Source organism: Streptomyces sp. NPDC048416 (assembly GCF_043200435.1).
Classification (GTDB): Bacteria; Actinomycetota; Actinomycetes; order Streptomycetales; family Streptomycetaceae; genus Streptomyces.
In genome coordinates this window covers 109,166-133,054 of sequence record NZ_JBICXU010000010.1, presented here as the reverse complement: position 1 = coordinate 133,054, position 23,889 = coordinate 109,166, and the positions used below count along the sequence as shown (strand labels likewise).

At 72.1% G+C, this 23,889-nt stretch carries 20 protein-coding genes and 1 pseudogene; 11 read left to right on the top strand and 10 right to left on the bottom strand.

Annotated elements, in window-relative coordinates; translation table 11 throughout:
• From ACGFW5_RS15735 to ACGFW5_RS15720, 4 genes are all read left to right on the top strand, one after another.
• Positions 1-1,419, top strand: a complete 1,419-nt coding sequence (locus tag ACGFW5_RS15735) for a PfkB family carbohydrate kinase (RefSeq protein WP_393834777.1) — start codon at positions 1-3, stop codon at positions 1,417-1,419.
• 80 nt (positions 1,420-1,499) lie between these two features.
• Complete coding sequence (locus tag ACGFW5_RS15730) at positions 1,500-2,501, top strand: glycosyltransferase family 9 protein (RefSeq protein WP_393834776.1); 1,002 nt, start codon at positions 1,500-1,502, stop codon at positions 2,499-2,501.
• A complete protein-coding gene (locus ACGFW5_RS15725; protein WP_393834775.1) occupies positions 2,498-3,367 on the top strand; it encodes a glycosyltransferase family 2 protein in 870 nt (289 codons plus the stop codon). Before ACGFW5_RS15730 ends, ACGFW5_RS15725 begins: the two co-directional genes overlap by 4 nt.
• Entirely contained in the window at positions 3,364-4,260 is an 897-nt protein-coding gene (locus tag ACGFW5_RS15720) for a glycosyltransferase family 2 protein (protein WP_393834774.1), read from the top strand. The genes ACGFW5_RS15725 and ACGFW5_RS15720 overlap by 4 nt, the downstream gene beginning before the upstream one ends.
• Positions 4,261-4,450: 190 nt before the next feature.
• Here the strand turns inward: ACGFW5_RS15720 and ACGFW5_RS15715 are convergent, their stop codons facing one another.
• The 3 genes and pseudogenes from ACGFW5_RS15715 to ACGFW5_RS15705 all read right to left on the bottom strand — a co-directional run.
• Positions 4,451-4,642 (bottom strand): hypothetical protein, encoded by a 192-nt coding sequence (locus tag ACGFW5_RS15715; protein ID WP_359966669.1) that lies wholly within the window; start codon positions 4,640-4,642, stop codon positions 4,451-4,453.
• A 123-nt stretch (positions 4,643-4,765) separates the two neighbouring features.
• A complete protein-coding gene (locus ACGFW5_RS15710) occupies positions 4,766-5,713 on the bottom strand; it encodes a glycosyltransferase family 9 protein (RefSeq protein ID WP_393834884.1) in 948 nt (315 codons plus the stop codon).
• 273 nt (positions 5,714-5,986) lie between these two features.
• Positions 5,987-6,892, bottom strand: a pseudogene (locus ACGFW5_RS15705) (NAD-dependent epimerase/dehydratase family protein); the annotation flags it as partial.
• Between the two features lie 693 nt (positions 6,893-7,585).
• Here ACGFW5_RS15705 and ACGFW5_RS15700 point away from each other — a divergent pair.
• Positions 7,586-8,857: an MFS transporter gene (locus ACGFW5_RS15700; RefSeq protein WP_393834773.1), complete on the top strand. Its 1,272-nt coding sequence runs from the start codon at positions 7,586-7,588 to the stop codon at positions 8,855-8,857.
• A gap of 47 nt (positions 8,858-8,904) precedes the next feature.
• On the opposite strand, the gene ACGFW5_RS15695 is transcribed toward ACGFW5_RS15700, so the two are convergent.
• Positions 8,905-9,606, bottom strand: coding sequence for a UdgX family uracil-DNA binding protein (locus tag ACGFW5_RS15695; protein WP_393834772.1), 702 nt, complete (start codon positions 9,604-9,606; stop codon positions 8,905-8,907).
• A 247-nt stretch (positions 9,607-9,853) separates the two neighbouring features.
• Between ACGFW5_RS15695 and ACGFW5_RS15690 the strand changes: the two genes are divergently transcribed.
• Together ACGFW5_RS15690 and ACGFW5_RS15685 are read left to right on the top strand one after the other, a co-directional pair.
• Positions 9,854-10,042 (top strand): hypothetical protein, encoded by a 189-nt coding sequence (locus ACGFW5_RS15690; RefSeq protein ID WP_393834771.1) that lies wholly within the window; start codon positions 9,854-9,856, stop codon positions 10,040-10,042.
• Between the two features lie 212 nt (positions 10,043-10,254).
• Complete coding sequence (locus ACGFW5_RS15685; protein WP_393834770.1) at positions 10,255-11,130, top strand: IS5 family transposase; 876 nt, start codon at positions 10,255-10,257, stop codon at positions 11,128-11,130.
• 11 nt (positions 11,131-11,141) lie between these two features.
• Here ACGFW5_RS15685 and ACGFW5_RS15680 read toward each other — a convergent pair whose 3' ends face one another.
• The 4 genes from ACGFW5_RS15680 to ACGFW5_RS15665 all read right to left on the bottom strand — a co-directional run bounded on the left by ACGFW5_RS15680 (position 11,142) and on the right by ACGFW5_RS15665 (position 17,312).
• Entirely contained in the window at positions 11,142-11,783 is a 642-nt protein-coding gene (locus ACGFW5_RS15680; protein ID WP_393834769.1) for a LysE family translocator, read from the bottom strand.
• 350 nt (positions 11,784-12,133) lie between these two features.
• Entirely contained in the window at positions 12,134-13,168 is a 1,035-nt protein-coding gene (locus ACGFW5_RS15675; protein ID WP_393834768.1) for a DNA topoisomerase IB, read from the bottom strand.
• Positions 13,169-13,416: 248 nt separating this feature from the next.
• The gene (locus tag ACGFW5_RS15670) at positions 13,417-15,555 is read right to left on the bottom strand and encodes a S9 family peptidase (RefSeq protein WP_393834767.1); all 2,139 of its coding nucleotides are present in this window, start codon (positions 15,553-15,555) and stop codon (positions 13,417-13,419) included.
• Complete coding sequence (locus tag ACGFW5_RS15665; protein WP_393834766.1) at positions 15,528-17,312, bottom strand: N-acetylglutaminylglutamine amidotransferase; 1,785 nt, start codon at positions 17,310-17,312, stop codon at positions 15,528-15,530. Before ACGFW5_RS15665 ends, ACGFW5_RS15670 begins: the two co-directional genes overlap by 28 nt.
• Before the next feature lie 486 nt (positions 17,313-17,798).
• Between ACGFW5_RS15665 and ACGFW5_RS15660 the strand changes: the two genes are divergently transcribed.
• From ACGFW5_RS15660 to ACGFW5_RS15645, 4 genes are all read left to right on the top strand, one after another.
• Complete coding sequence (locus ACGFW5_RS15660; RefSeq protein ID WP_393834765.1) at positions 17,799-18,710, top strand: polysaccharide deacetylase family protein; 912 nt, start codon at positions 17,799-17,801, stop codon at positions 18,708-18,710.
• 652 nt (positions 18,711-19,362) lie between these two features.
• The gene (locus ACGFW5_RS15655) at positions 19,363-20,199 is read left to right on the top strand and encodes an arylamine N-acetyltransferase (RefSeq protein ID WP_393834764.1); all 837 of its coding nucleotides are present in this window, start codon (positions 19,363-19,365) and stop codon (positions 20,197-20,199) included.
• Positions 20,200-20,339: 140 nt separating this feature from the next.
• Positions 20,340-21,140, top strand: a complete 801-nt coding sequence (locus ACGFW5_RS15650) for a maleylpyruvate isomerase family mycothiol-dependent enzyme (RefSeq protein WP_393834763.1) — start codon at positions 20,340-20,342, stop codon at positions 21,138-21,140.
• Between the two features lie 303 nt (positions 21,141-21,443).
• The gene (locus ACGFW5_RS15645) at positions 21,444-22,235 is read left to right on the top strand and encodes an IS5 family transposase (RefSeq protein ID WP_393834762.1); all 792 of its coding nucleotides are present in this window, start codon (positions 21,444-21,446) and stop codon (positions 22,233-22,235) included.
• Here ACGFW5_RS15645 and ACGFW5_RS15640 read toward each other — a convergent pair.
• A complete protein-coding gene (locus tag ACGFW5_RS15640; protein WP_393834761.1) occupies positions 22,192-22,704 on the bottom strand; it encodes a hypothetical protein in 513 nt (170 codons plus the stop codon). The two genes, ACGFW5_RS15645 and ACGFW5_RS15640, sit on opposite strands and share 44 nt — an antisense overlap.
• Positions 22,705-22,815: 111 nt before the next feature.
• On the bottom strand, positions 22,816-23,859 hold the full coding sequence (locus ACGFW5_RS15635; RefSeq protein ID WP_393834760.1) for a serine hydrolase domain-containing protein: 1,044 nt from the start codon (positions 23,857-23,859) through the stop codon (positions 22,816-22,818).
• Positions 23,860-23,889: the final 30 nt, after the last annotated feature.

The following is a 23,889-nucleotide window of genomic DNA, read 5'->3' as shown; positions in this document are numbered from 1 at the left end:
ATGGCCGGCACCCGCTCCGGCAAGGCCCCTCTGGTGGTCGTCGGTGACGCCCTGCTCGACCGCGATCTGGCCGGTACCGCCGACCGGCTGGCCCCCGACGCGCCCGTGCCGGTGGTCACCGAACGGTCGTGCCGGGCGCGGCCGGGCGGAGCCGCCCTCGCGGCCCGCCTCGCGGCCGACGACGGCCGGGACGTCACGCTCATCACCGGCCTGGGCGACGACCCGGCGAGCGAGGAGCTGCGCCGACTGCTCGACGGCCGGGTGCGGATCATCGGGCTGCCGCTGACCGGCGCGCTGGCGGAGAAGACCCGGGTGCTGGCGCAGGACCGGCCGGTCCTGCGGCTCGACCGCGGTGACGGCCGCGTCCGCGCCGCGACGGACACGGCCCGCGAGGCGGTCCGTTCGGCCCGGGCGGTGCTGGTCTCCGACTACGGCCGTGGCGCCGCCGACTCCTTGCGGGACGTACTGACAGAACGCCCCCCGGTGGTCTGGGACCCGCACCCGCGCGGCGGGCCACCGGTACCGGGGACCCGCCTGGTGACGCCGGCGCGGTCGGAGGCCCAGACGTTCGCGTCGGCCGCCGGGCTCGACGCCACCGGCCCGGCGGGCAACGGCCTGCAAGCGGTCGCCGCCCAGGCCACGGCACTCGTACGGCACTGGGGTGCCGCCTGCGTCGCGGTGACGCTCGGCGCCCGCGGCGCGCTGCTGTCCTACGGCGAACAGCCCCTGTTCGTCCCGGCGCCCGCTGTGCACCACGGTGACGCCTGCGGTGCGGGTGACCGGTTCGCGGCCACGGCGGCCGGGCTGCTGGCCGATGGAACGCTCGTCGGCGAGGCGGTCGAGGGCGCCGTGGCGGCAGCGACCGCGTTCGTCGCCCGAGGTGGCGCGGGGGCGGTGAGCGACGGCGCGTCGCCCGCGACAAGCTTCTCGCCGGCCGGCGAGAAGCCCCACGACGTCGCCGACGCCCCGGACCCGCGGGCCGTGATCGCCCGGACCCGCGCCGCCGGAGGCACCGTCGTCGCCGCCGGCGGCTGCTTCGACCTGCTCCACGCCGGACATGTCGGGCTGCTCCAGGCGGCCCGGGGCATCGGCGACTGCCTGGTGGTGTGCCTCAACTCCGACGCCTCGGTACGACGCCGCAAGGGTGCGGACCGCCCCAGGAACCCGCTCGCCGACCGGGTACGGGTGCTGTGCGCGCTGGCGTGCGTCGACGCGGTGGCCGTCTTCGAGGAGGACACTCCCGAACGGCTCCTTGCCGAGCTGCGCCCCGACATCTGGGTCAAGGGCGGCGACTACTCCGGCGCCGAGCTGCCCGAGGCCGCTCTGCTGGGGGAGTGGGGCGGGCAGGTGCTGCTGCTGCCCTACCTGGACGGCCGGTCCTCGACGGCGCTTCTGGCCCCGGCGACGGAGGGCCGATGACGGTGGACCGCGCTCCCGGCCCGGGCGAGGGAGGGCCGATGACGTGGGACCGCGCTGCCGGCCCGGACGTCGGAGGGCCGATGACGTCCGACCGCGCTGCCGGCCCGGACGGCGCGGCGCGGCCGGTCACGCGCCCGCGACTCCTGGTGCTGCGCGCCCTGGGCCTCGGCGACCTCCTCGCCGGCGTTCCGGCGCTGCGCGCCCTGCGCAGGGCCCTGCCCGAGCACGAACTGGTCCTGGCCGCCCCCGCCGAACTCGCGCCGGTGGCCGCGGCGACGGGAGCCGTCGACCGGCTGCTGCCCGCCTGCGCCCCGGATCGCGCCGTCCCCTCCGCCCTCGACTGGGAGGGGCCGCCACCCGACATCGCCGTGGACCTGCACGGCAACGGACCGCCCAGCCACCGCCTGCTCCAACTCCTGCGCCCACGCCGCCTGTTCGCCTTCGCCCACCCGGGGACCCCCGAGATCGACGGGCCGCGCTGGCGGGCCGAGGAACACGAGCGGGCCCGCTGGTGCCGCTTCCTGGAGTTCTACGGCATCCCCGCCGACCCCGCCGATCTGCTGCTGCCCCGGCCGCCGGCCCCCTCGCCCGCGCCGGGAGCCGTTGTGGTGCACCCGGGCGCCGGCGCGCCCTCCCGGTGCTGGCCGGTCGACCGCTACGCCGCCGTCGCCGTAGCGCTGCGCGAGCGCGGCCACCGCGTGGTGGTCACCGGAGGGGCCGCGGAGGACGACCTCGTGGCCCGCCTCGCCAAGCAGGCGCGCCTGCCCGACACCGACACCTTCGGTGGCGGCCTGCCCTTCGGGCGCCTCGACGCGCTGGTCGCCGGCGCCCGCGCGGTTCTTAGCGGTGACACCGGCATCGCACATCTCGCCGTCGCCCACGCCACTCCCACCGTCACCCTCTTCGGCCCCGTCGCACCGAGCCGCTGGGGCCCACCGCCCGACCCGCGCCACCGCGTGCTGTGGCGCCCGTGCCCGGGCGCGGAAGGCGACCCGCACGGCGTACGCACCGACCCGGCGCTCCTGCGCATCAGCACCGGGGACGTTCTGCATGCCCTCGGCCAACTCCCCCTCGCCTCATGAACCGCACCCCCACGACAGGCGTCGTCATCGCCACCCGCGACCGCTCCAACAGCTTGGCGCGCACCCTGCGCCATCTGCTCGACCTCCCCGACCGGCCCGAGATCCTCGTCGTCGACAACGCCTCCACCGACGACACCCGCCCCCGGCTCGCCCGCGACTTCCCCCAAGTCGAAGTGCTGCCCCTGGCCTCCAACCAGGGCGCCCTCGCCCGCAATCTCGGCGTACGCGCGCTGCGCACCCCGTACGTGGCGTTCAGCGACGACGACTCCTGGTGGGCGCCCGGCGCCCTGGACCGCGCGGCCGAGCTGATGGACAGCCACCCGCGGCTGGGCTTGATCTCCGCCCGTACGCTGGTCGGCCCCGCCGAGGAACCCGACCCGCTCAACGACGTCCTCGCCGCCTCCCCGCTGGGCCCGGCCCACGACCTGCCGGGCACCCAAGTCCTGGGCTTCCTCGCCTGTGCCTGCGTCGTGCGGCGAACCGCTTTCCTCGACGCGGGCGGCTTCCACGACCTGCTGTTCTTCGGCGCGGAGGAAACCCTGCTCGCCTACGACCTGGCCGCGCACGGCTGGGGGGTCACCCACTGCCCCGACGTCGTCGCCCACCACCACCCCGACCCGGCGCCGCGCGACGGCCGCCCGGTCAGGGTCCTGCGCAACGAACTGCTCACCGCCTGGCTGCGCCGCCCGCTGCCGCACGCCCTGGACCGCACCCGGGGCCTGGCCGCCGACGCCCGCCGCGACCGGGCCGCCCGGCAGGCGCTGCGCCAGACCCTGACGCGGCTGCCCGCCGCCCTGCGCGCCCGCCGCCCCCTGCCGCCGCACGTCGAACGGGCCGCCCGCACGCTGGACGGAGCACAGCCATGACCGACGCCCGCACCACCGTCGTAGTCATCACCCACAACCGCCGCCCGGAACTCCTGCGCACCCTCGACCGCCTGGCCGAGCTCCCCGAACAGCCGGCGGTCATCGTCGTCGACAACGCCTCAAGCGACGGCACCGCCGACGCGGTCGTCCGCCGGCACCCCGGGGTCCGACTGCTGTGTCCCGGCCGCAACCTCGGCGCCGTCGGCCGCAACCTCGCGGTCCGCGAGGTCCGCACGCCGTACGTGGCGTTCTGCGACGACGACTCCTGGTGGTCGCCCGGCTCCCTGTCCGGCGCCGCCGACCTGCTGGACCGGCACCCGGCGCTCGCCACCGTCACCGCCCGCATCCTGGTGGAGCCGGGAAGCACCGAAGACCCGATCAACGAGGAACTGCGCGACTCGCCCGTACGGGGCCCCGACTGGCTGCCCGGCCCCGCGCTGGGCTCCTTCCTGGCCGCCGCGACCGTCCTGCGCGCCGACGCCTTCCGCGCCGCGGGCGGTTTCCATCCCCGGTTGTGGCTGGGCGGCGAGGAGGAACTGCTCGCCGTGGACCTGGCGGTCAACGGCTGGTGGCTCACCTACGCCGACGACCTGACGATCCATCACCAGCCGTCAGTCGTACGGGACTCCACGCTGCGCCGGGCCCACGGCATCCGCAACACCCTGTGGTTCACTTGGCTGCGCCGCCCGGCCGGGCCCGCGCTGCGCCGCACCCTGCACCTGGCCCGCACCGTCCCGCGCGATGCCGTGTCCCTACGCGCCTTCGCCGAGGCCACGGTGGCCCTGCCCTGGGTGCTGCGCGAGCGCCGGGTCCTGCCGACGGAGGTCGAGGCTCGACTGCGGCTCCTGGAGGAGGCGCAACGGCGTTCCTCCGCTCGGCGATACGTGGGCTGAGGGGCGGGTGCGGGGAGGGCTCGCGGTGGGCTGAGGGGCGGCGCGGGGAAGGCTCGCGACGGACCGCACGGACCGCACGGACACGGAGCCCCCCTCCCTCTCGCCGCGTGCTCGCGGGCAGAGGGCGGGGCGGGGGACGGGCCGACGACGACCCGGCAGGTCTGCACTTCTCCTTGGATGCGATGCGGGCTCAGGCCGGGTGGTCGGGCCGCTGCTCCTCAGGGACGCCGCCGCCCTTGCCGCCGCCCTTGGCTCCACGGTCGGTGCCGTGGGCGTGGCCACCGCTCTTGCCTGGCTGCGCCGCCTTGCGGGCCTGGCTGTCCTGGGGAGTGCCGGCCCCCTTGTCACTGCGTCGCACCTCGGGCTGTTGTGGGTTCGACATGGGTACTGCTCCTTCCCACTGGTGTTCGGCGAAGGGCTTGCCTGTCCCTCGGGTTTCCCTCGCAGCCGCGTACGAAACACACCGGTTGCGGCGGGATTGTCCCTCCGCCTGAAGGAACTGCTTTCACATGCGCTCCTTCATGAGCTTGCGCACCGCGCGCACCACGTCGTCCGGCAGTGCCTTGTCCAGGCCGGGGCGGCCGGTGCCCGCTTCCACGTCGGCTCCCAGGAGGACGGCGGGCACGCCGTAGGGGCTCCGGTGTTCCGCGGGGGCGCCCGGGGAGCCCACGGAGACGACCGGGGTGCCGGTCGCGGCGGCCAGGTGCGCCGGTCCCGTGTCGCCCGCGATCACCACGTCGGCCATGCGCAGGACGCCCGCCAGGGTCCGCAGGTCCGTGTGGTCGCCGAGGTCGACGGCCGTGCCGCCGCTGACCCGCCGGGTCAGGGCGGTCTCGGCCGGGCCGCCGGTGACGACGACGCGGTGGCCCGCGTCGGCCAGCAGGGCGACCGCCTCCGCCGCGCGCTCGGCGTCCCAGGCGCGGGCCGGTGTCGCGGCGCCCGGGTGCAGGACGACATACGGGCCGTTGCCGGTGAGGCCGGTCGTGTCGGGGGGCGGAAGCACGCGCAGTCGGCCGTCGTCGCCGGTCCTGAGCGAAAAGCCCAGGGCGGCGGCGGTGTCGAGCGCCGCTTCGGCGTCATGTCGGCCGGGCAGCCGACGGTGGGGTACGTCGATGAGGCTCCCGGCGTGGTCGGTCGTGTCGGCCCCGATGCGGGGGATGTGTGCCATCCGCAGCAGGAGCGCGGCGGGCAGCGGGCTCTGCCCGAACGAGGTGATGATGAGCGCGACGTCGTACGCCGCTTCCCGCACGCGCCGAACCAGCCCTTCGACGTCCGCCTCGTCCACCGGCGGCGGGCGGGTGCCCTCCCAGGGCGCCTCCCAGACGAGGACCTCGTCGAGGTGCGGCAGCAGCGCGGCGGCCGGCGCGCCGCGCGGCCCGCACACCATCGTCACGTGATCGGCTCCTGCCGCGACCGCGCGGACGGCGGGCCCGGCCAGCAGGACGCTGCTCATACCGCCGAGACAGACGACCAGCGCTTTGCCGGTGTCGCCTGCCCCGGAGCGCCCCGGGGCGGTCACCCGTGCCGCGAGGGGGGTGGCGGCCACCGGCGCAGCGAGGGGTGTGCGCGGCGCCCGCTCACCAGGCGCGCGCTGGACGTACGTCCGCTTCGGCGCCCGGCGCGCCCGCGCTGCCGCCCTTTCCGTGGCGTGGTCCTGCGGAAGAAGGCTGCGGACCTCGTCGTCCGTGGGCCCGCCGAGGAAGTCGGCGATGGTGCGCTTGAGCCCGTCCGCCAGGGAGACCGTGGGCGTCCAACCGAAGAGTTCGTGGGCGAACCCGGTCGCGGGGGCGGGCGGCTCGGGGTCTTCGGCTCGCTTCGCGGTGCATTCGACGCGGGCGGTGGAACCGGTCAGGCTGAGCACCTGGCGGGCGATCTCGGCCACGGTCGCCCCGGGGTCGGCGCCGATGTCGACCGGCCGTACCGAGCGGCTCGCCGCCACCCGCAGGACACCCTCGACCGTGTCGTCGACGTAACACAGCGAGGGCCTGGCGCCACCGTCATCGGGCACGGTCACCGGCCCGCCGCTCAGGGCCTGCCGGATGAGCGCGGGGATGATCCCGCCGTCGCCGGACGCCATGCGCGGGCCGTAGGTGGGGAAGATGCGCACGATGCCCGCGTCGGCCTCCTTGGCCCGCACGTACGCGGTGGTCAGCTCGTCCGCGAAGCGCTGGGACGCGTCGTGCGCGGCTCGCGCGCCACCGGGCTCCTCGGCGAACCCGCGATCGTCCCCGGGGAGGTCGCCCGCGAAGAGGCAGGTGGAGGCCAGCAGGAACCGGGCGCCGTCCCTCTCGGCGACGGCGAGGGCGCTGCGGGTGCCGGCGCTTCCGGCGTCGAGCGTCTCCAGGGGGGCCGGGGGCGCCTTGTCCGCCGGGCATACGAGGTGCAGTACAAGGGCGTAGGGCCCGGTGAGGGTGTCGGCGCACCCCGGGTGGGCGAGGTCCCGTTCCAGCAGCCGGAATCCTGGACGGTCGGCCAGGTGCTCGACGTTGCGGGCCGAGCCATTCGCCAGGTCCTCCACGCAGTCGACCTCCACTCCGGCGTCCAGCAGCCGTTCGCACAGGTGCGAGCCGAGAAAGCCGGCGCCGGCGGTCACCAGAGCCCTCTTCCACACAGGAGGCGGCTGCGGCGCCATGGAGAACATGCTCGTCATCGCGAAGACCTCCTTCCGTGCGCCCTTATGGGGCGGCCGCCCGAAGACCGGGCCTGGCCGGCCGGGTCTCGCGGAGCGCGGCCCACGCCTGTGCCGTCCCTGGAGCCGATCATCGGGCGGTGCTCCGCGTCACCACCCCGCTTCCCACTGTGATGGCCGACGCGCCGTTCGGCACGTCGGGGTGGCGTCCGCCGGACCGCGGGTGCCTGTGGCCGCCGTCACCGAAACGAGGGCGGGGTTTCGGGAACAGACACCAGCGAGAAGACGTGTGAGCAAGCACACCAGAAGGACCAAAGTCACGATGCCGACCGGCAGTTGGGCCCGTTCGTCGGTGCGGCGGACGGCGTCGGGCCGGGACGCGTCCGCCCCGTCTGCCACCATGGTCGTCGCCGTACTACGGAACGTCCACGCGCACTGCGACGCGCCCAGGCGACGTCCCTCCCGGAGCGCGGCGCCCCCGACAGCTCCGGTGGAGTGACCGCGCAGTGCAGCCGGTGTCCCCCAACTCCCGCCGAGACCCCCACCTGAGTCCTTCCGGGCTCGCTTCAGTCTCCGAGTGCCTCTGTGTCTTCCTCGCCCGTGTCTTCTTTCTCCGCGGCCGCTTCTGCCCCGTCCGCGACTTCTCACGCCTCCTCCGGGTCACGTTCGCCCTGGCGTTCCCTGCGGTACCGCAGCATGCGCTGGTGGTCCCTGGCCAACTTCGTGTCCAACGCCGGCACCTGGATGCAGCTCACCGTGCAGAATCTGCTGGTCTTGCAGATCACCGGGTCCGCCGCCGCCACCGGCCTGTCCATGTCCGTGCAGGCCGCACCCGGACTCCTGATGAGCCTCGTCGGCGGAGCCGCCGTCGATCGGTGGCCGCGCAAGCTCACCGCCTCGGCCAGCCAGGCGCTGCTCGGTGCCATCGCCTTCACGACGGCCGTGCTCGTGGCCACCGGGGGGCTCGATCTGACCGTGCTCATGGTGCTGGCCGGCCTCACGGGTGTCGTCGCCACGGTCGACGGGCCCGCGTGCGCCCTGCTGGGCAACGATCTCGTGCCGCCCGAGGACGTGCCGTCCGCCATCGGCGTGGGCTCGCTGGTCCACAGCGCGGGCCGCCTCACCGGTGCCGCGCTCGGCGGCATCACCGTCGGCTTCCTCGGCACGGCCGCCGCCTACGCCGCCAACGGGTTCTCGTTCCTCTTCGTGGCCGCGGTCATACCCTTCCTGCGCCCCGCGCTCGGAGCTCTGCGGCAGGCCGGGGCCGGTGACCCGTCCGTCGCCCCGGCGCCGAGCGGCCCGGCTCCGGTCGGCGAGGACATGACCGTCCGACAGGGCCTGGCGTACTTCATGCGGCGGCCCCGGCTCATGGCCCTCGCGGGCGTCACCGGTGTCAGCGCGGTCTTCGGGCGGAACTACACCCTCACGCTGGCCGTGCTCGTCACCGGGCCGCTCGCCGGGAGCGCCGGATCGTTCGGCACGGTCTCGACCGTCCTCGCCGTCGGAGGCGTCATCGGCGCGGTCCTCGGCGCCCGGTTGCGGCGGCCGTCCGTGCGGCTCGTGGGCATCCTGGCCGCCACGGGCGCCCTGCTCCAGGTGGTGGCCGGGCTCTCGCCCTCGTTCGCGGTGCTGCTGGTCCTCGTCCTGCCGATGGCCGTGGCCGAGTCCGTCTCCGACACCGCGGGGACGACCGTTCTCCAGACCGACCCGCCCGCCCACCTGCGGGGCCGGGTGCTCGGTGTGTGGGGAAGCATCAGTACGGCCTGGGGTCTCGGCGGCCCGCCCGCGCTGGGACTCCTCATGGAGCTGGCCGGCGCACGCGGCGCCCTCGTGTCCGGCGGTCTGATCGTCGCCGGTTCCATAGGCGCGGGTCTCCTGCTCCGCAGGCGCGGAGGCACGACGCCGGTGCTCCTGCCGACGAGGGAGCGCGACGTCACGGGGCAACCGGCGCTGGGCACGGCAGCCTGAGACCGTCTCTGTCCGTGGCCCGTGGCCCGTGGCCCGTGGTCCGCGCCTCAGCCGAGGAAGCGCGACGCCACCTTCAGGTCGGCCACCAGACCATCGAACGCCTCGCTCCTGTCCTTCGCACGCAGCACCGCCGAAGGGTGCGCGGTGGCGAGCAGGTGACGGCTCCCGTCGGCTTCGCCCTTGCCGTCGGCCGACATCGGCAGCTCGGCCCCCGAGGGGAGGGAGAGCAGCGCTCCGCGCGACTCGGACACCTTGAAGGAATTGCCCAGCAAAGACTTGCCCGCCGTCGCCCCCAGCGCGACGACGAGCTCGGGGTCGACCCGCTCCACCTCGGCCTCCAGCCAGGGGCGGCAGGCGGTCAATTCCCTGAGGTTCGGTGCCTTGTGGATCCGGCGCTTGCGGCCTTCGCCCACGGGCGCGAACTTGAAGTGCTTGACCGCGTTGGTCAGATACGCCTGCTCCACGTCGATTCCGGCCTCGTCGAGAGCCCTGCGCAGGAGCCGTCCGGCCGGGCCCACGAACGGTTCCCCGGCCCGGTCCTCCTGGTCGCCCGGCTGCTCCCCGACCAGCATCAGGCGCGCCGTGGCGGGGCCCGCGCCGAAGACCACCTGCGTGGCGTCGGCATACAGCGGGCAGCCGTGGCAGTCGGCGGCTGCCCGGCGAAGCGCGGGGATGCCTCCGCGCGCAGGCACATAGGGGAGAGCCCCCTGAGCCTTGTTCCTCTCCGGGTTCTTCTCCGGTTCCGGCATGGCGCCTCCTCCTGTGAGCAGCTTCCCACCGCGCTGGACCGGCGACCAATGGAGCACCCGCCGAACTCGTGCCCTGACAGGTTCGCCCGGCGTCCCGCTTCATCCGGCGGGCCGTTCGGAGCAACCTGGATGGCGCGGCACGGTGAAGCGGAGAGAACGTGGCCGGATGATCGGCTGATCTTCCGGTGTGGCGCGTGGACGCTCGCGAATCGGGAACGGACGCCGTACGGACCTCAGGGAGGCAACGATGAGTGAACAGACCCCGTCGAAGGCGGAAGGCGAGCGGGACCAGGACGAGCGGGACCAGGGCGCCGGCACCGACACGGGCTCGGAGACTTCGGGTGGCCACGAAGTGCTGCGGACCACTCCTTCGCAGGCCGAAGGCGACGACACGCAGGACGATTCCGCCGAAGGGAGCGAAGCGGAGAACAGCTGACGGCCGTCACGGCAGAGGAGGAGCGATCGCGCCGGTCACCGACTGCGGCGACCTGCCTTCCGCGGCCACCCGGCCGCGCCGACGACGGCCTCGGGCCGACCGACGACATCCGGCGGACACCGAATTCCGGCCGGGGCATCGGTGCCGCTATGCGCTGGACGTATTAGGGCGTGTATCGAAAGTCGATCTTCGCCTGTGAATGATCTCCCTGTATGGGGCGGGGAGATCTCACAGACGAGCAGTGGGTGGCGCTGGAGCCGTTGTTGCCGAAGGGGGCAAAGGCTGGACGGCCGCCGTGCTGGCCTCGTCGACAGCTGATCGACGGCATACGGTTCCGTGTCCGGACGGGTGTGCCGTGGCGGGACGTTCCCACTACATACGGACCGTGGGGCCGGATCTACGACCTATTCCGTCGATGGCAGCGGGACGGTACGTGGCAGCGGATCCTCACACAGCTCCAGTCCCTGGCCGAGTCGAAGGGGGCGATCACGTGGGACCTGAGCGTCGACTCCACGGTGTGCCGCGCCCATCAGCATGCAGCAGGGGCCCGGAGGCAGAGTGACCTGCAGAAGGAACCACCAGGCGGTGTCTTTATCGAGCCCGAAGACCACGGGCTGGGACGCTCACGCGGCGGGTTCACCACCAAGCTGCACTTGGTCGTCGAGCAAGGTCAGAAACCCATGTCGCTCGTGATCACGGCCGGGCAGCGCGGCGACTCACCGCAGTTCGAAGCCGTGCTGGAGAAGGCCCGGGTGCCCCGCATCGGACCGGGCCGACCACGCGTCCGTCCCGATCGAGTAAGGGCCGACAAGGCGTACACCTCCCGCAGAAACCGCGCTTACCTGCGCCGCCGCGGGATCCGATGCACCATCCCGACCAAGGCCGACCAGGCCCGCAACCGCCAAAAACTCGGCCCTTGCGGCGGCCGACCACCGCGTTTCGACCCGCTCGACTACCGTGAGCGCCACGCGGTCGAGTGCGGCATTAAGCGCCTCAAAAGGCACCGCGCTGTGGCAACTCGCTACGACAAACTCGCAGTGCGCTACGAGGCGACCGTTCTCATAGCTGCCATTAATGAGTGGCTGTGAGGGGGCTGCTCCTAGTCAGCGCGGCCGGTAACCGCCACCGCTGTGCCCAGTCCGATCATGGCCAGCCCGCCGGCGCCACCAACCAGCGACATCCGCCTGGGGGAGCGGCCGAACCAGGTCCGTGCGGCAGAGGCCGTCAGTCCCCACAATCCATCAGAGATCAGGGCCAAAACAGCACCTGCCAAGCCGAGACTCAGCATCTGGAGGGTGACGTGACCAGCCTCTCGGTCGACGAACTGAGGCAGCATCGCAGTGAGGAACACGACGCTCTTCGGATTCGTCACCCCGACCATGAAACCTGCCCGCACCGAGCCCCGACCACTGGACGGCGCCGAGGCGATACTTGCCGCTTCTGCCCGGTTCTTCCAGCTTGCTCGCAGAGCCTTCACGCCGAGATGGACGAGGTAAACGGCTCCGGCCAGCTTGATCGCGTTGAAGACGATGACCGAGGTCTCAACCAAAGCGCCGATCCCTAGAGCGACTGCGATGACCAGCGCGTATCCACCGAGTGCGTTGCCCAACACCGAGGCCAGCGCCGTCCGGCGGCCATGAGCCAAGGCCCGGCCGATGACGAACAGCACGCTCGGACCAGGGATAGCGGATAAGAGAACGGACATGGTGCAGAAGGCCAGGAGCCGGTGCGGGTCGATCATGCGCCAGATCTTCTCCCGCGCACCCCGTCGGCACCAGAGGGACTTTCGACCTAGGTCGCGGCAGTGCCCTCCGAACTGTCGAGATCCACTTCCGATACACGCCCTAGGGGCGACGTATCGGCCGACCCTGCACGGGCCGGCCCTGCCCCACGACGCCGACCGAGAAGCCATGGACGCCACGGGCGAGACCGCAGGCACGGCGCATTCCTTGTCGCGGCGGGGGCCGGACCGGCTGGGCCGAGCGGGTGAGGACCCCTGCGCACGGGGCCGCTCGCGCATGACCGCTTCGGGGCAACGTGCCCGCACGGGGACGCCCCTCTCGCGCCCCGGGGATGGCCCCCCGCCCGGGGTCAGGCGCTCTGCGGCGGGTGGCCGGTCCGGAGCATGTCGAGTACGGATCTCTCGATGGGCCCCTGGGTGGCGGGGGTGCCGTCCGCGCATGCGTCGCCGAGCCGCGGCAGGGCGGCGGCGACGGTGACACCCTCTTCGTACAGTTCGATCACGCGCGGGTTGATGTAGGAGGCACGGCAGATGGCCGGGGTGTTGCCGAGGTAGCCGGAGACTTCGCGGCAGGCGCGGGCAATGGCGCGTTTGCGGGCGCTTTCGCTGCGGGCGGCGTGCTGCGAGACGGCCAGCGCGACAGCGGCCATGACGGTGGCGTGCCAGGTGCGGAAGTCCTTGGCGGTGATGTCGAGGCCGGCGAGTTCCTTGAGGTAGGCGTTGACGTCGGCGCTGGTCACGTCATGCCAGGCCGGCCGCTCCCAGTAGGCGAGGAGCCGGTCTCCACCGCCGCGGCGGTGCGTCAGCGCCGTGAGGCTTCGGCAGGCGGCGGGGTCGGTGACGGTCTGGACGATCTCTTTGCCGTGCTTGCCGGTGTACGTGAAGAGGAACGCGCCGCCTTGGACTTGGGAATGCTCGCGCAGCAGCGTGGTGAGGCCGTAGCTGTTGTTCGCCTCCATGTAGCGGTCGCTGCCGATGCGGAAGAAGCCCAGGTCGAGCAGGCGCACGGCGGTGGCCAGGACCCGCCGCCGCGTCAGGCCGCGGTCGCCCAGGTGCCCCTCGACGCCCTCCCGTACGGCGGGCAGGATCTCGGCGACGTCCAGGACGTGGTCGTGTTTGGCCCGCTCCTGCTCGGCGCGGAACTGGGGATGGTAAAGGTACTGGCGGCGTCCGGCGGCGTCGGTACCGACGGCCTGGAGGTGGCCGGTGGGTCTGGTGCAGATCCACACGTCGCGCCAGGCGGGCGGGATGACGAGCGCACGGATGCGATCGAGCTCCGCCGGGTCGCGCAGCGGCTCTCCCCGGGGCTCGAGGTAGCGGAAGCCGCGCCCGTGGCGCAGGCGGGTGTAACCGGGGTCGGTGGGCCGACTGTGACGAAGACGCAAGGCAAACCTCCCTGGGCGCGCGGTGCGTGCTGAGGCGGAAACGCCTCGGCTGGATGGACGGTCCGGCGGAACCCCGCTTATGCGTATACCCCCTCGGACCGGCTGTTCCCCGGGCACGGCCTCCTGAGAGAACACGCCGTGCCGGGGGGCTTCACGCCCTGTGCTGAGCAGCCACCCGGATGGGGAAGGAAGGGCTCGAACCGGGGTGGTCCTCCGGCGGGCCCTCGCCGGCGGAAGACCCGGTCGCCTCATCCGCCCAGGTGACGTTCCAACCAGTCGGCCGCGGTGCGGCGGAACAGCCGCCGGTTGTCCGCGCGACGGAACTCATGGCCCTCGTCGCGGAGTGTCAGCAGCTCGGCAGCGAGTCCGCGTTCCCGGGCGGCACGCACCACCTGCGCCGACTCGCCGGGCGGGACGTTGGTGTCGTGCTCGCCGTGCACCGCGAGAAGAGGTACGCGCAGTTCGTCGATGCGGCTCATCGGGGACAGGGAGCGCAGCAGCTCCCGGTCCCGCACCGGATGGCCGTACTTGTGTGCCGCCGACTCCGCGATCCACGGTTCCGTTCCCGCGAAGAAGGTCCCGAGGTCCGACATCCCGCACACCGCGACGCCCGTACGGAACAGCTCCGGGTGCCACACGAGGGAGGCCAGCGTCAGGTATCCGCCGTAGGAACGGCCCATCACCGCCAGCCTCGTCGGGTCGGCGCGGCCGGTCAGGACCACGTGTGCCGCACAGTCGGCGACATCGTCGATGGCCGCGAACCGTCCCCGGCCGAGGTCGGCGTCCACGAACGACCGCCCCCACCCGGACGAACCGCGGACGTCGGGTGCGAACACATCCAGGCCCCGGCCGAGGAGTTCGTGGTACAGCGGGTCGAACACGGGCCGTTCCTGCTCCTCCGGGCCGCCGTGCAGGTGGATCACGCAGGGCGCCGGCCCGCCGGCGCCGCGCCTCGGCGCGCTGTAGTACCAGCCACCCAGGTGCAGCCCGTCGCGGGCGACCGGCCGCAGCGGGACGGGCCGAACGGGCGGCCTGCCCGGTGGTACGGCGTCCTCGTCACGTGACGACCAGGGCGTACGCGCCGGCGGTGACCTGTGGGGCACCCACCACACTCCCGGGCGGCGCTGTGAACCGGAGACGGCAAGCGCCAGCCCACCGGGTCCGGCCCTGGCGATGCGGGTGACCACTTCGTGCGGCAGCGGTACGTCCAGGGGCGGCGCGGCGATCGCGTCGAGGGCTGAGGGGCCACCCGCCGGAAGGCTCAGTGTTTGCAGCGCGCTCGCTCCGCGTACGTTCCACGCGACAGCCGCGCCGCGTCCGTCCTGGGTGACGGCGAGGAGTTCCAGGTCACAGCCTTCACGCTCGGCCATCACGGACACGCCGAGACCCCCGCCGTCGTCGTCGAGGCGGGCCAGCAACAGGGCCGCGAACTGGCGCTCGTGGTCGCTGCGCAACCACAGCGTGTGTCCGTCCGGCGAGAACCTGCCGATCCACGGATCGCCGTCGGCCACCCGAAGCGTGGAACGGGCGTCGAGGTCGGCGGTGCGCACCACCACGGCCTCCCGTCGGCCACGAGGCCCCCGCCGCACCAGGGCGAAACGTCCGTCCTCGCTCAGGTCGCACACCCGCAGCGTCGCCGCCCCGGATTCGGCGGCGAGGAGTACGGGGGCCCGGAGCCCTTCGGGGTCGACGAGATACGCGCTGAGCCGGTCGAGGGGCGCCTTGGGGCCGCCACCCGGCGCAGTGAGCCCATCCGACGCCATGTCCGGTCGGCCCGCCGTACCGGCAGGGTCGGCGCCGACCCGGTGCGCGCCGCTGAGCAGCGTGGCGCGACCGTCCCGTTCGGCCCAGTCGGCGGGCCATCGCGCGAACGCCACCTCCGGGTCCGGGACGGGCCGCGCGCCCTGACGAGGAGCGGGGCCGGTCGACGGCGGCGGCTCGGCCACCGTCACCGCGACGGCCGAGCCGTCGCGCGCCCAGCAGCCCAGGTAGGCCGAGCTGCCGTCGTCCGCGCCCGCCACGATCCGGCGGCCGGTGCCATCCGGACGTACGCACAGGACCCGCGTGTGTTCGCCGCCCCCGGGAGCGGCCGTGTAGGCGATCCACCTCCCGTCGGGGGACCAGGCCACTTCTGTGACCGGGTCGGGGTCCGCGTCGAGCAGGTGCGCCTCGGAGCCGTCCACCGGCCCGGTCCAGAGCTGCGGGACCCCCGTCCGGTCGCAGATGAACGCCACCTGCCCGCCCGTCGGATCCACGGACGGATACCAACAACCGTGCGCGACCAGCGGCTGGGACGTGTCCCGCGGTCCCGCCGCGTCGGCCAGCGGCACCGGTACGGGCGCCACCGCCGTGGCCACGGTCAGGTGATCCCGTGTGTCTGGAGCCATATCTCCAGCAAAGCTACCTGCCACAGGGCGTTCGCCCCTCGATTCGTGCGGTGGTCGTCGGGGGCGGCGAGGAGTTCGGCGATGTACTCGTCGCGGAAGACGCCTCGCGCTCGGGCCTGCGGGGCGGACAGTGCCGTACGCACCCTTTCGAGGACGGGCCCCGCCATGTGCCGGATCGCCGGAACCGGAAAGTACCCCTTGGGCCGGTCGACGACCTCGCGGGGCAGCACTTGGCGGCCCGCGTCCTTCAGGACACCCTTGCCGCCGTGCGCGAGCTTCAGCTCGGGCGGACAGGCCGCGGCCAGCTCGACCAGTTCGTGGTCCAGGAAGGGAGTACGCGCCTCCAGGCCCCAGTCCATGGTCATGTTGTCCACGCGCTTGACCGGATCGTCGACGAGCATGACATGCGTGTCGAGCCGGAGCGCGGCATCGAGCGCGGTCTGCGCCCCCGGGGCGGCCATGTGCTCGCGGACGAACCGGCCGGACTCGTCGTGGCCGGTGAGCAGGTGCGGCTGGAGGATGCGCGCGAAGTCGGAGTGCGGCCGGTCGAAGTACACCTTCGCGTACGTCTCCGGTTCCTGCTCGCGCTCGACGGCGGCCAGGTCCGGATACCAGCGGTAACCGGCGAAGACCTCGTCGGCCCCCTGGCCGCTCTGGACGACACTCAGCTCCTTGGAGACCTGCTCCGACAGCAGATGGAACGCGACGACGTCATGGCTGACCATCGGTTCGCTCATGGCCGCCACCGCCTCGTCCAAGGCGGTGGAGACCCGGTCCGAGGGCACCAGCAGCTGATGGTGGTCGGTCTCGTAGCGCCGGGCGACCAGGTCTGAGTACGCGAACTCGTCACCCTCCTCGCCGCCCTCCGACTCGAAGCCCACACTGAAGGTCGCCAGACTCTTCTGGCCCTCTTCGGCCAGCAGCGCCACGATCAGGGACGAGTCGAGGCCGCCCGACAGCAGCACGCCGACCGGCACGTCGGCGACCATGCGGCGACGTACCGCCGTCCGCAGGGCGTCGAGCACCGCGTCACGCCAGTCGGCCGCGTCCATGTCCGCGTACCGGGCGCTGCGGCTGTAGGACGGCTGCCAGTAACACCGGTCGCGGTAGGACCCGTCGGGCTCGATCACGCGCACGGTGGCGGGTGGCAGCTTGCGGACCCCGTTCAGTACGGTGCGCGGCGCGGCAACCGTGGCGTGCCAGCTCAGGTACTGGTGCAGCGCGACGGGGTCCAGCGACGTGTCGATGCCACCACCGGCGAGCAGGGCGGGCAGGGTGGAGGCGAACCGCAGCCGGCCCGGTCCGTGGGCCAGGTACAGCGGTTTGATGCCGAGCCGGTCACGGCCGAGGACCACGCGGCCGGTGTCGTTCTCCACGAGGGCGAACGCGAACATGCCCATGAAGTGGTCGACGCAGTCCGTGCCCCACTGCTGGTACGCCTTCATCACGACCTCGGTGTCCGAGGTGGAGAAGAAGCGGTGTCCGAGCGTGTGCAGCTCTTCCCGCAGTTCCCGGTAGTTGTAGACGCACCCGTTGAACACGCCGGTCAGTCGCGCCTCGGTGTCCACCATGGGCTGCGCGCCCCGCTCGGACAGGTCGATGATCTTCAGCCGCCGGTGGCCCAGCGCCACCCGGCCCTGTGACCAGACGCCCCGCCCGTCGGGCCCCCGGGCCGCCATACGGTCCGTCATGCGCTCCACCGCGGCCACGTCCGGCCGCCGGCCATCGAAGCGGATCTCACCGCTCAGACCACACATTCGTCCCTCCTTGCCGTGCCGCACGGGCGGACCCGAGCGGTGACCGCGCTCCGCTGGGGAGGGTGCCCCACCGAACGCGGAGCATGTCCACAGTGGCGGCGGGGCGCGCGGAACTCCATGTTCCCCCCATCTCACACGCGTCGCGAGACCGCTCCGTCGGCACTCGTCGCCTCCGACCCTGGAAGACCGTCGCCTTCGCCTTCGCCGTTCGCGCGGCCAGGGGAGTGGCGGAACGCGCGTTCGGCCGCGTGACGCCGGCAGCTTGCCGGTAGGCGGCCCGCGGATGCTCGGCGGCCCGGCGTTCGGCGCCGACTGGCCGGCCTCAAGACGACTTCGCCAAAGAGACGTGCCGAAGCGGCGCTGAACATCACCCATGCGCCGGGCCGCAACCGCGTCAGCCACCGGTGTGCCCCGGTCGCGTCAGCCACCGGCGTGCCCGGCCGCGTCAGCCCCTTGTGTCGGGACGACGCTTCTAGGGTGTCCGGGGTGAACCGGCCCCGCTGCTCCACCCCTCCGCGACGCTCGGCGTCCGCCCCCGGCCGAGCCGCCCGCGCCCGCCGGTCTCGGGCCGTCGGCAGACTCATCACCGCCACCCTCGTCGCGGCGGTCCTCACCGTGTCGGGCGTCCTCACTGCCGGGGGGACCCCCTCCGCCGGATACGTTTCCGTCCCGGCGGACGCGACCCCCCGCCCGACGACCGCTCCCCCGACGACCGCATCCCCGACGGACCTGTCGTGGATCCTGCCCCTGCCGTCGGCCTTGGCCGGCCACGCGATCCGCCGGATGCCCACCCAGCGGCACGTCGTCGCGCTGACGTTCAACGCCGCGTGGAACGAACAGGGCGTGGACGAGGTTCTCAAGGTGCTCGACCGCTACGACGTACCGGCCACGTTCTTCCTGACCGGCCAGTTCGCCGAACGCCACCCGGACGCGGCGCGGGCGATGGTGACGGCCGGACACGGCATCGCCAGCCACAGCTACAGCCATCCGCACATGGATGAACTGAACCGGCAGGCACGGGAGTTGGAGGTCCGACAGGCGGACCGCGCCCTGCGCAAGGCGATCGGGACGCCGCCTCTGCCGTTCTTCCGGTTCCCTTACGGCGACACCACCCCCCAGGAGATCGCGGAGGTCAACGCGCTGGGTTTCGCCGACATCGAATGGGCCGACGACACCAACGGCTACCTCGGGATCGCCGGCGGCATGACCACCCAGAAGGTGATCGCCCGGGCACTGCGCGCCGTGGTGCCCGGCGCGATCATCCAGATGCACGTCGGAACGCCCCGGGGCACCGGAACCGTTCTGGACGCCCAGGCGCTGCCCCAGCTCATCAAATCGATTCGCGCCCGCGGCTACCGGATCACAGACCTGCGCTCCCTCCTCGTCGGCGCCCACTGACGACGGGTCCCCACACCGGGACGGAGGGCCGTGAGTCGTGGGCACCAGCCGTGTCGGCCCGCCCAGCGCGACGGAACCGGCGTCGCGACCTCGCTCCCGCGTAGCTGCTTCGCTTGGCGGCCTTCCAGATCCATCAGCAGAAGTCTCCGTCGTAGGTTGGCGACGGGAATGGCCGGGTCTGATGTGCCCGCTGGTTGCGTGACTGCCGTCTTAGTGGCTGTTGTTGTTCCGAACTTGAGGAGTGTTGGTCGAACGAGAGTCACCTGAACTCCCGACCCGACCGGTCCTCCCCCGCCGTCGTGACCTCTGCGTCCATCACACGGAGCGGCAGCATGACCGCGCGCACCGGGTGGACGTCACGTCGCCGAGGTGCCCGGCCGCACGGCGGGGCCAGAGCACCCACAGGCACGACGCCTGGCATATCGCCGCTACCAGCGTCCTCGCAGCAGTGCGCAGCTTGTCACCCGAGCGGTGGCAGGTGAGGACGTCCGCACTGGTCAATCGGTGGCGACAGGGAAAATCGCTGTCCGTCTCCCGGAGCACGGTGATAGACATCCGGCGTGGAAAAGAGTCTCGAGTTCCCTGACCTGTTGCGGCTGATCGATGAACGGTCGACCGATTCTGATCAACCGTTGGGGCGACGAGGGGGATCATGATCGGTATCGATAGGTATCTGGCTGTGCTGGGGGTGGAGCGGCCGGCCACCCCGACCGCCGATACGTTGTGGGAACTGCATCGGGCACAGGTGAAACGGGTCGCCTACGAGACCCTCGACAACCAACTGGGCCGACCGGCGGGCATCAGTGCCGCGGAGTCCGTGGCCCGGATCCTGCGCGGGCGCGGCGGCTACTGCTTCCACCTCAACGGGGCCTTCGCCGCACTGCTGACGGCGCTCGGCTACGACGTGACCCTGCACCGGGCCGGGATACAGGATGAGGTCGAGGACCCGGAGGGCCCCGGTGGTGACCATCTCGCGCTCACCGTGCTGCTGGACGGCGAGCGGTGGCTGGTCGATACCGGGCTCGCCGGCGGCATGTACGAGCCGTTGCCCCTGCGTGAAGGCAGATATACCCAGGGGCCGTTCACCTACGGGATGACTCCGTCGGCCGTGGTGCCGGGCGGCTGGCGGTTCACGCACGATCCCCGCGGCGCGTTCAGGGCGATGGTCTTCACGCCGGAGCCCGTGGAGCTGTCCTCTTTCGCCGCGAAGCACGCTCACCTGTCAGCCTCCCCCAAGTCCGGCTTCGTGCGGGTCCTCCAGGCCCAGCTGCGCGACGCCAAGGGCGTGGACATGCTGCGGGGCTGTGTGCTGCACCGCATCGACGCCGCAGGCACAGACCAGCGGATCATTGATTCGGCCGACGACTGGTACGACGTCCTGGCCGACGTGTTCCACCTGAAGCTGACCGACGTCGACACCACCGCTCGGGCGGAGCTGTGGTACCGCGTCCGCACCGCGCATCAGGAGTGGGAGACCGCTGGGCAGTAGTGAGCGGTGCCCTGCGGGAAGGCAGCCCGACCCGTACACAACTCACACCCATGTGTGTTCGCGAACCGCCTCGGGAGCAGCGTCTTGTCGGCGATGAAAATCGCTGTCCGGTAGTTGCATCATGATGATAGACATCCGGTGTGGAAAAGAATCTTGAGTTCCCTGACCTGTTGCGACTGATCGATGAACGGTCGGCCGCTTTCCGCGCCGTGGTCGCCGCCGCTCCCCGCCTCGATGTGCAGGTGCCGAGCTGCCCCGGGTGGACGCTGTCCGATCTGGTGAAGCACCTGGGTGGGGGAGACCGTTTCTGGGCCGCCATCGTCGGCGCGGGGCCTGCCGACGGTCCTCCGGCCGAGGCCGTTGCTGCGCGCGCCGCGCTGGAAGTGCCGCAGGAGCGTGAGGCCCTGCTGGCCTGGCTGGACGCGTCGACGCAGCTTCTGCTGGGCGCCCTGCGCGCGGCGGGGCCGGAGAGCGGTTGCTGGACGTGGTGGCCCGCGTCGCAGTCACCGCAGACCGCCGGCGGCACCGCCCGACACCGGGTCCAGGAGACCGCGGTGCACACCTACGACGCCCAGCTTGCCCAGGGAGCTCCGCAGCCGCTGCCGGTCGAGCTGGCACTCGACGGTGTGGAGGAGTTCCTGTTCACCGTCTGCGCAACCCCGAGTGCCTGGCCGCACAAGCCCACGGCCTTCGACTTCCACACTGCCGAGGGCCGCTCCTGGCGCCTCACGGTCGACGGCGACGGCGCGCGCATCACTCGCATCCCCGCGCCCACCGCCGCGACCGCCGAGGACGTGGGCGCAGCCGGCGCCTCCGTCCACGGCACGGCCGGTGAGCTGGTCCTCTACCTGTACGACCGGATCCAGGCCGCCTCCTTGCACGTCGACGGAGACGCAGGGCTGCTCGACCTGCTCCGCGCCTGGGAGCCGGAGGAGAAGTAGGACGTAGCGGGGCGGTGGGCCGCACCTCGAGCCGGTAAGCGGTTGTTGTCGTTCCGGTCTTGAGGTGTGAGTCGGACGGGAGTGTCGATCGGGTGATCGCCGCGGGGCGTGGACATAGAGACAGGGCCCCGGTAGCTCAGTGGTTGTCGAGGCCAAGAGCTGTACCGGGAGGCCCTGTTGTCGTATGTGTACGCGTTCGTGCCGGTGGAGTTCAACTCGGTTGCCCCGTCGTGTGATTGTGTCGCTCACCAGTTCGGGAACGCGGCCGATCATGCAGAGCGTGTTCGGCGGTATCCCTCCGACATGACGGACGCGGAGTGGGCCCAGGTTCGGCCACTGCTGCCGGTGCCCGGCTGGTTACGGGGCCGGGGCGGGCAGCCGGAGGCGTACTGCCACCGGGCGCTACTGGACGCAGTCCGCTACCCGGTCGACAACGGGATCAAGTGGCGGGCGATGCCAGTGGACTTCCCGCCGTGGGACCGGGTGTATGCGTTCTTCCGCCGCTGGCGCGACCACGGCGTGGTCAAGGAGTTCCACGACCGCCTGCGTGCCCGGCTGAGGCAGCGGGCGGGCCGGGACGAACAGCCCACGGCCGGCGTGATCGATTCGCAGTCCGTCAAGGCGGACGCCGTCGTCGGTGCGGACAGCCGCGGCTTCGACGGCGGCAAGCTCATCAACGGACGCAAGCGGCACGTCGTGGTCGACACCCTCGGCCTGTTGCTCGCGGTGACGGTCACCGCCGCGGAGGTCGGCGACCGTTCCGCCGCCCGTGTTCTCCTGTCCCACGTCGTCGACGCGCACCACCAGTTGGCACTCGTCTGGGCCGACGGCGGCTACACCGGCAGCCTGATCGAGCACTGCCTGGCCACGCTCGGCTTCGTCCTCGTAATCGTCAGACGCCGGGACGCCCTGCGGGGCTTCGTGGTCCTACCCAAGCGGTGGATCGTCGAGCGGTTCTTCGCCCACCTGATGCGAAGGCGCCGCCTGGTCCGCGACTTCGAACGCTCCACCACCAGCGCCGAGGCGATGATCTACTGGTCGATGACGATGCTCATGACCCGCCGTCTGGCCCGGAAACCCCCTCGGCGAGGGTGAACCGGCCCGGTTGCCGCTCGGCCAGCCAGCTCCGTGCCACCAGGCGCTTCGCCTTCGACCGCAGTGCCTCCACCTTCGCCGGCACCGCATCCAGGCTGAACAAGGCGGCCATCTCCTGGCAGGTCAACGGCCCTTGATGGAGGCGGCGCCGGTCAGCGAGGACCTGCCCGATGCGCTGGTAATCCACCGACAGCACCGACCAGCCCAGACCCTCGCGCCAGATCGGCACCTGCGACTTCGGCTTCGCGGCCGCCACCAACGGAGCTGCCTGTGTCTGCTCGGGAACGACGAGCTCTTCGGACGGATCCAATACCTCACCCACCCGGGACCGGGCGATGGCCCACTCCTTCCACTCCCGCTCGGCCACGGCCAACTCGGCCTGCACGCGGTCGGCTTCTTCCCGCAGCTCGTCCACCCGACGACGGGCAGCAAGCTCACGTTGTTCCAGCAACCCCACGACCGGCGGCATCCATGACCTCCCAGAAGCGATGCGACGACAGGCCACCACTCCCACAACACGGTCACCCTTATGCCTGACCAGCTAAAACACCGCCCCCAGGTTCGGAACGACAACAACCACTTACGGGAAGGACAGCCCGCGGAAGGAGTTGCGGACGTCCGTCAGGGGCCGGCGGTCGCGGGTGAAGTAGAGCTTGTTGGTCAGCAACACTGCCCATCGTTGCTGGCTAGGTGAGATCCACATGCCAGTGCCCGTGAAGCCGTAATGGGCCCAGACGTCGTCGCCGGGGCCGGTACCGGGGGCAGGGTGCCAGAGCAGGCCGCGGACGGGTTCCAGCTCGCCGGTTTGAATGGTCAACGATTCTGTGGCCCAGGCGGGACCCAAACCTGCATTGCCGGGTGCGGAGCTGGCATCGAGCATGTACCGCAGGAACGCGGCGAGGTCATCGAGGACGCTGAAGACGCCGGCAATACCGCACACTCCGCCCAGGAGTCGGGCGGAGAAGTCGTGGGCGACGCCTTTGAGATGGGTGCCGGTGTCCTGGTCGAGTTCGGTCGGGGCGCACCGCGTGGCGATTTCGGCAGGCAGCGGCCCGAAGCGGGTGGAGTCCATGCCCAGTGGCTGCCAGGTCCGCTCCGAGGCGAGCTTGTCGAGGCGCTGACCAGCGAGGTGTTCGGCGAGGTAGCCGAGAATGAGGGCGGCTCGGTCGGTGTATTCGACGGCCTCGCCGGGTGGGCGGTGTAGAGCCTCGTGCAGGACGCCGTCACGGATGTCTTGTGGGTCCGTGCCGTAGAGGTTCTTGAGTTGGGCGCGCAGAGGGACACCGGCGGTGTGGGTCAGCAGGTGGCGGGCGGTCACCACTCCGAGCGGGTGGCCTTTGACCTCTGGCCAGAAGGCGCCGAGCGGAGCGTCGAGATCGAGTTTGCCGTCCTCCCACAAGGCTCCGATCGAGGCCCATACCGCGAGAATCTTGGTGAGACTGGCAGCGTCGAAGACAGTGTCGAGCCGCATGGGCTTGTCGGGCTGGTTAGGGTCCAGCAGGCCGATGGCTCCGCTCGCGGACGTGCCGGTAGCGTCCCCGATGGCCCAGACGGCACCGGGGTAGACCTTGTCGCGGACTCCGTCGTGCAAGAGCTGGTCGATGCGGTGGGTGTCGAGCGTCATGGTCTCCCGATCGTGTGCCGTGAGTTCCCC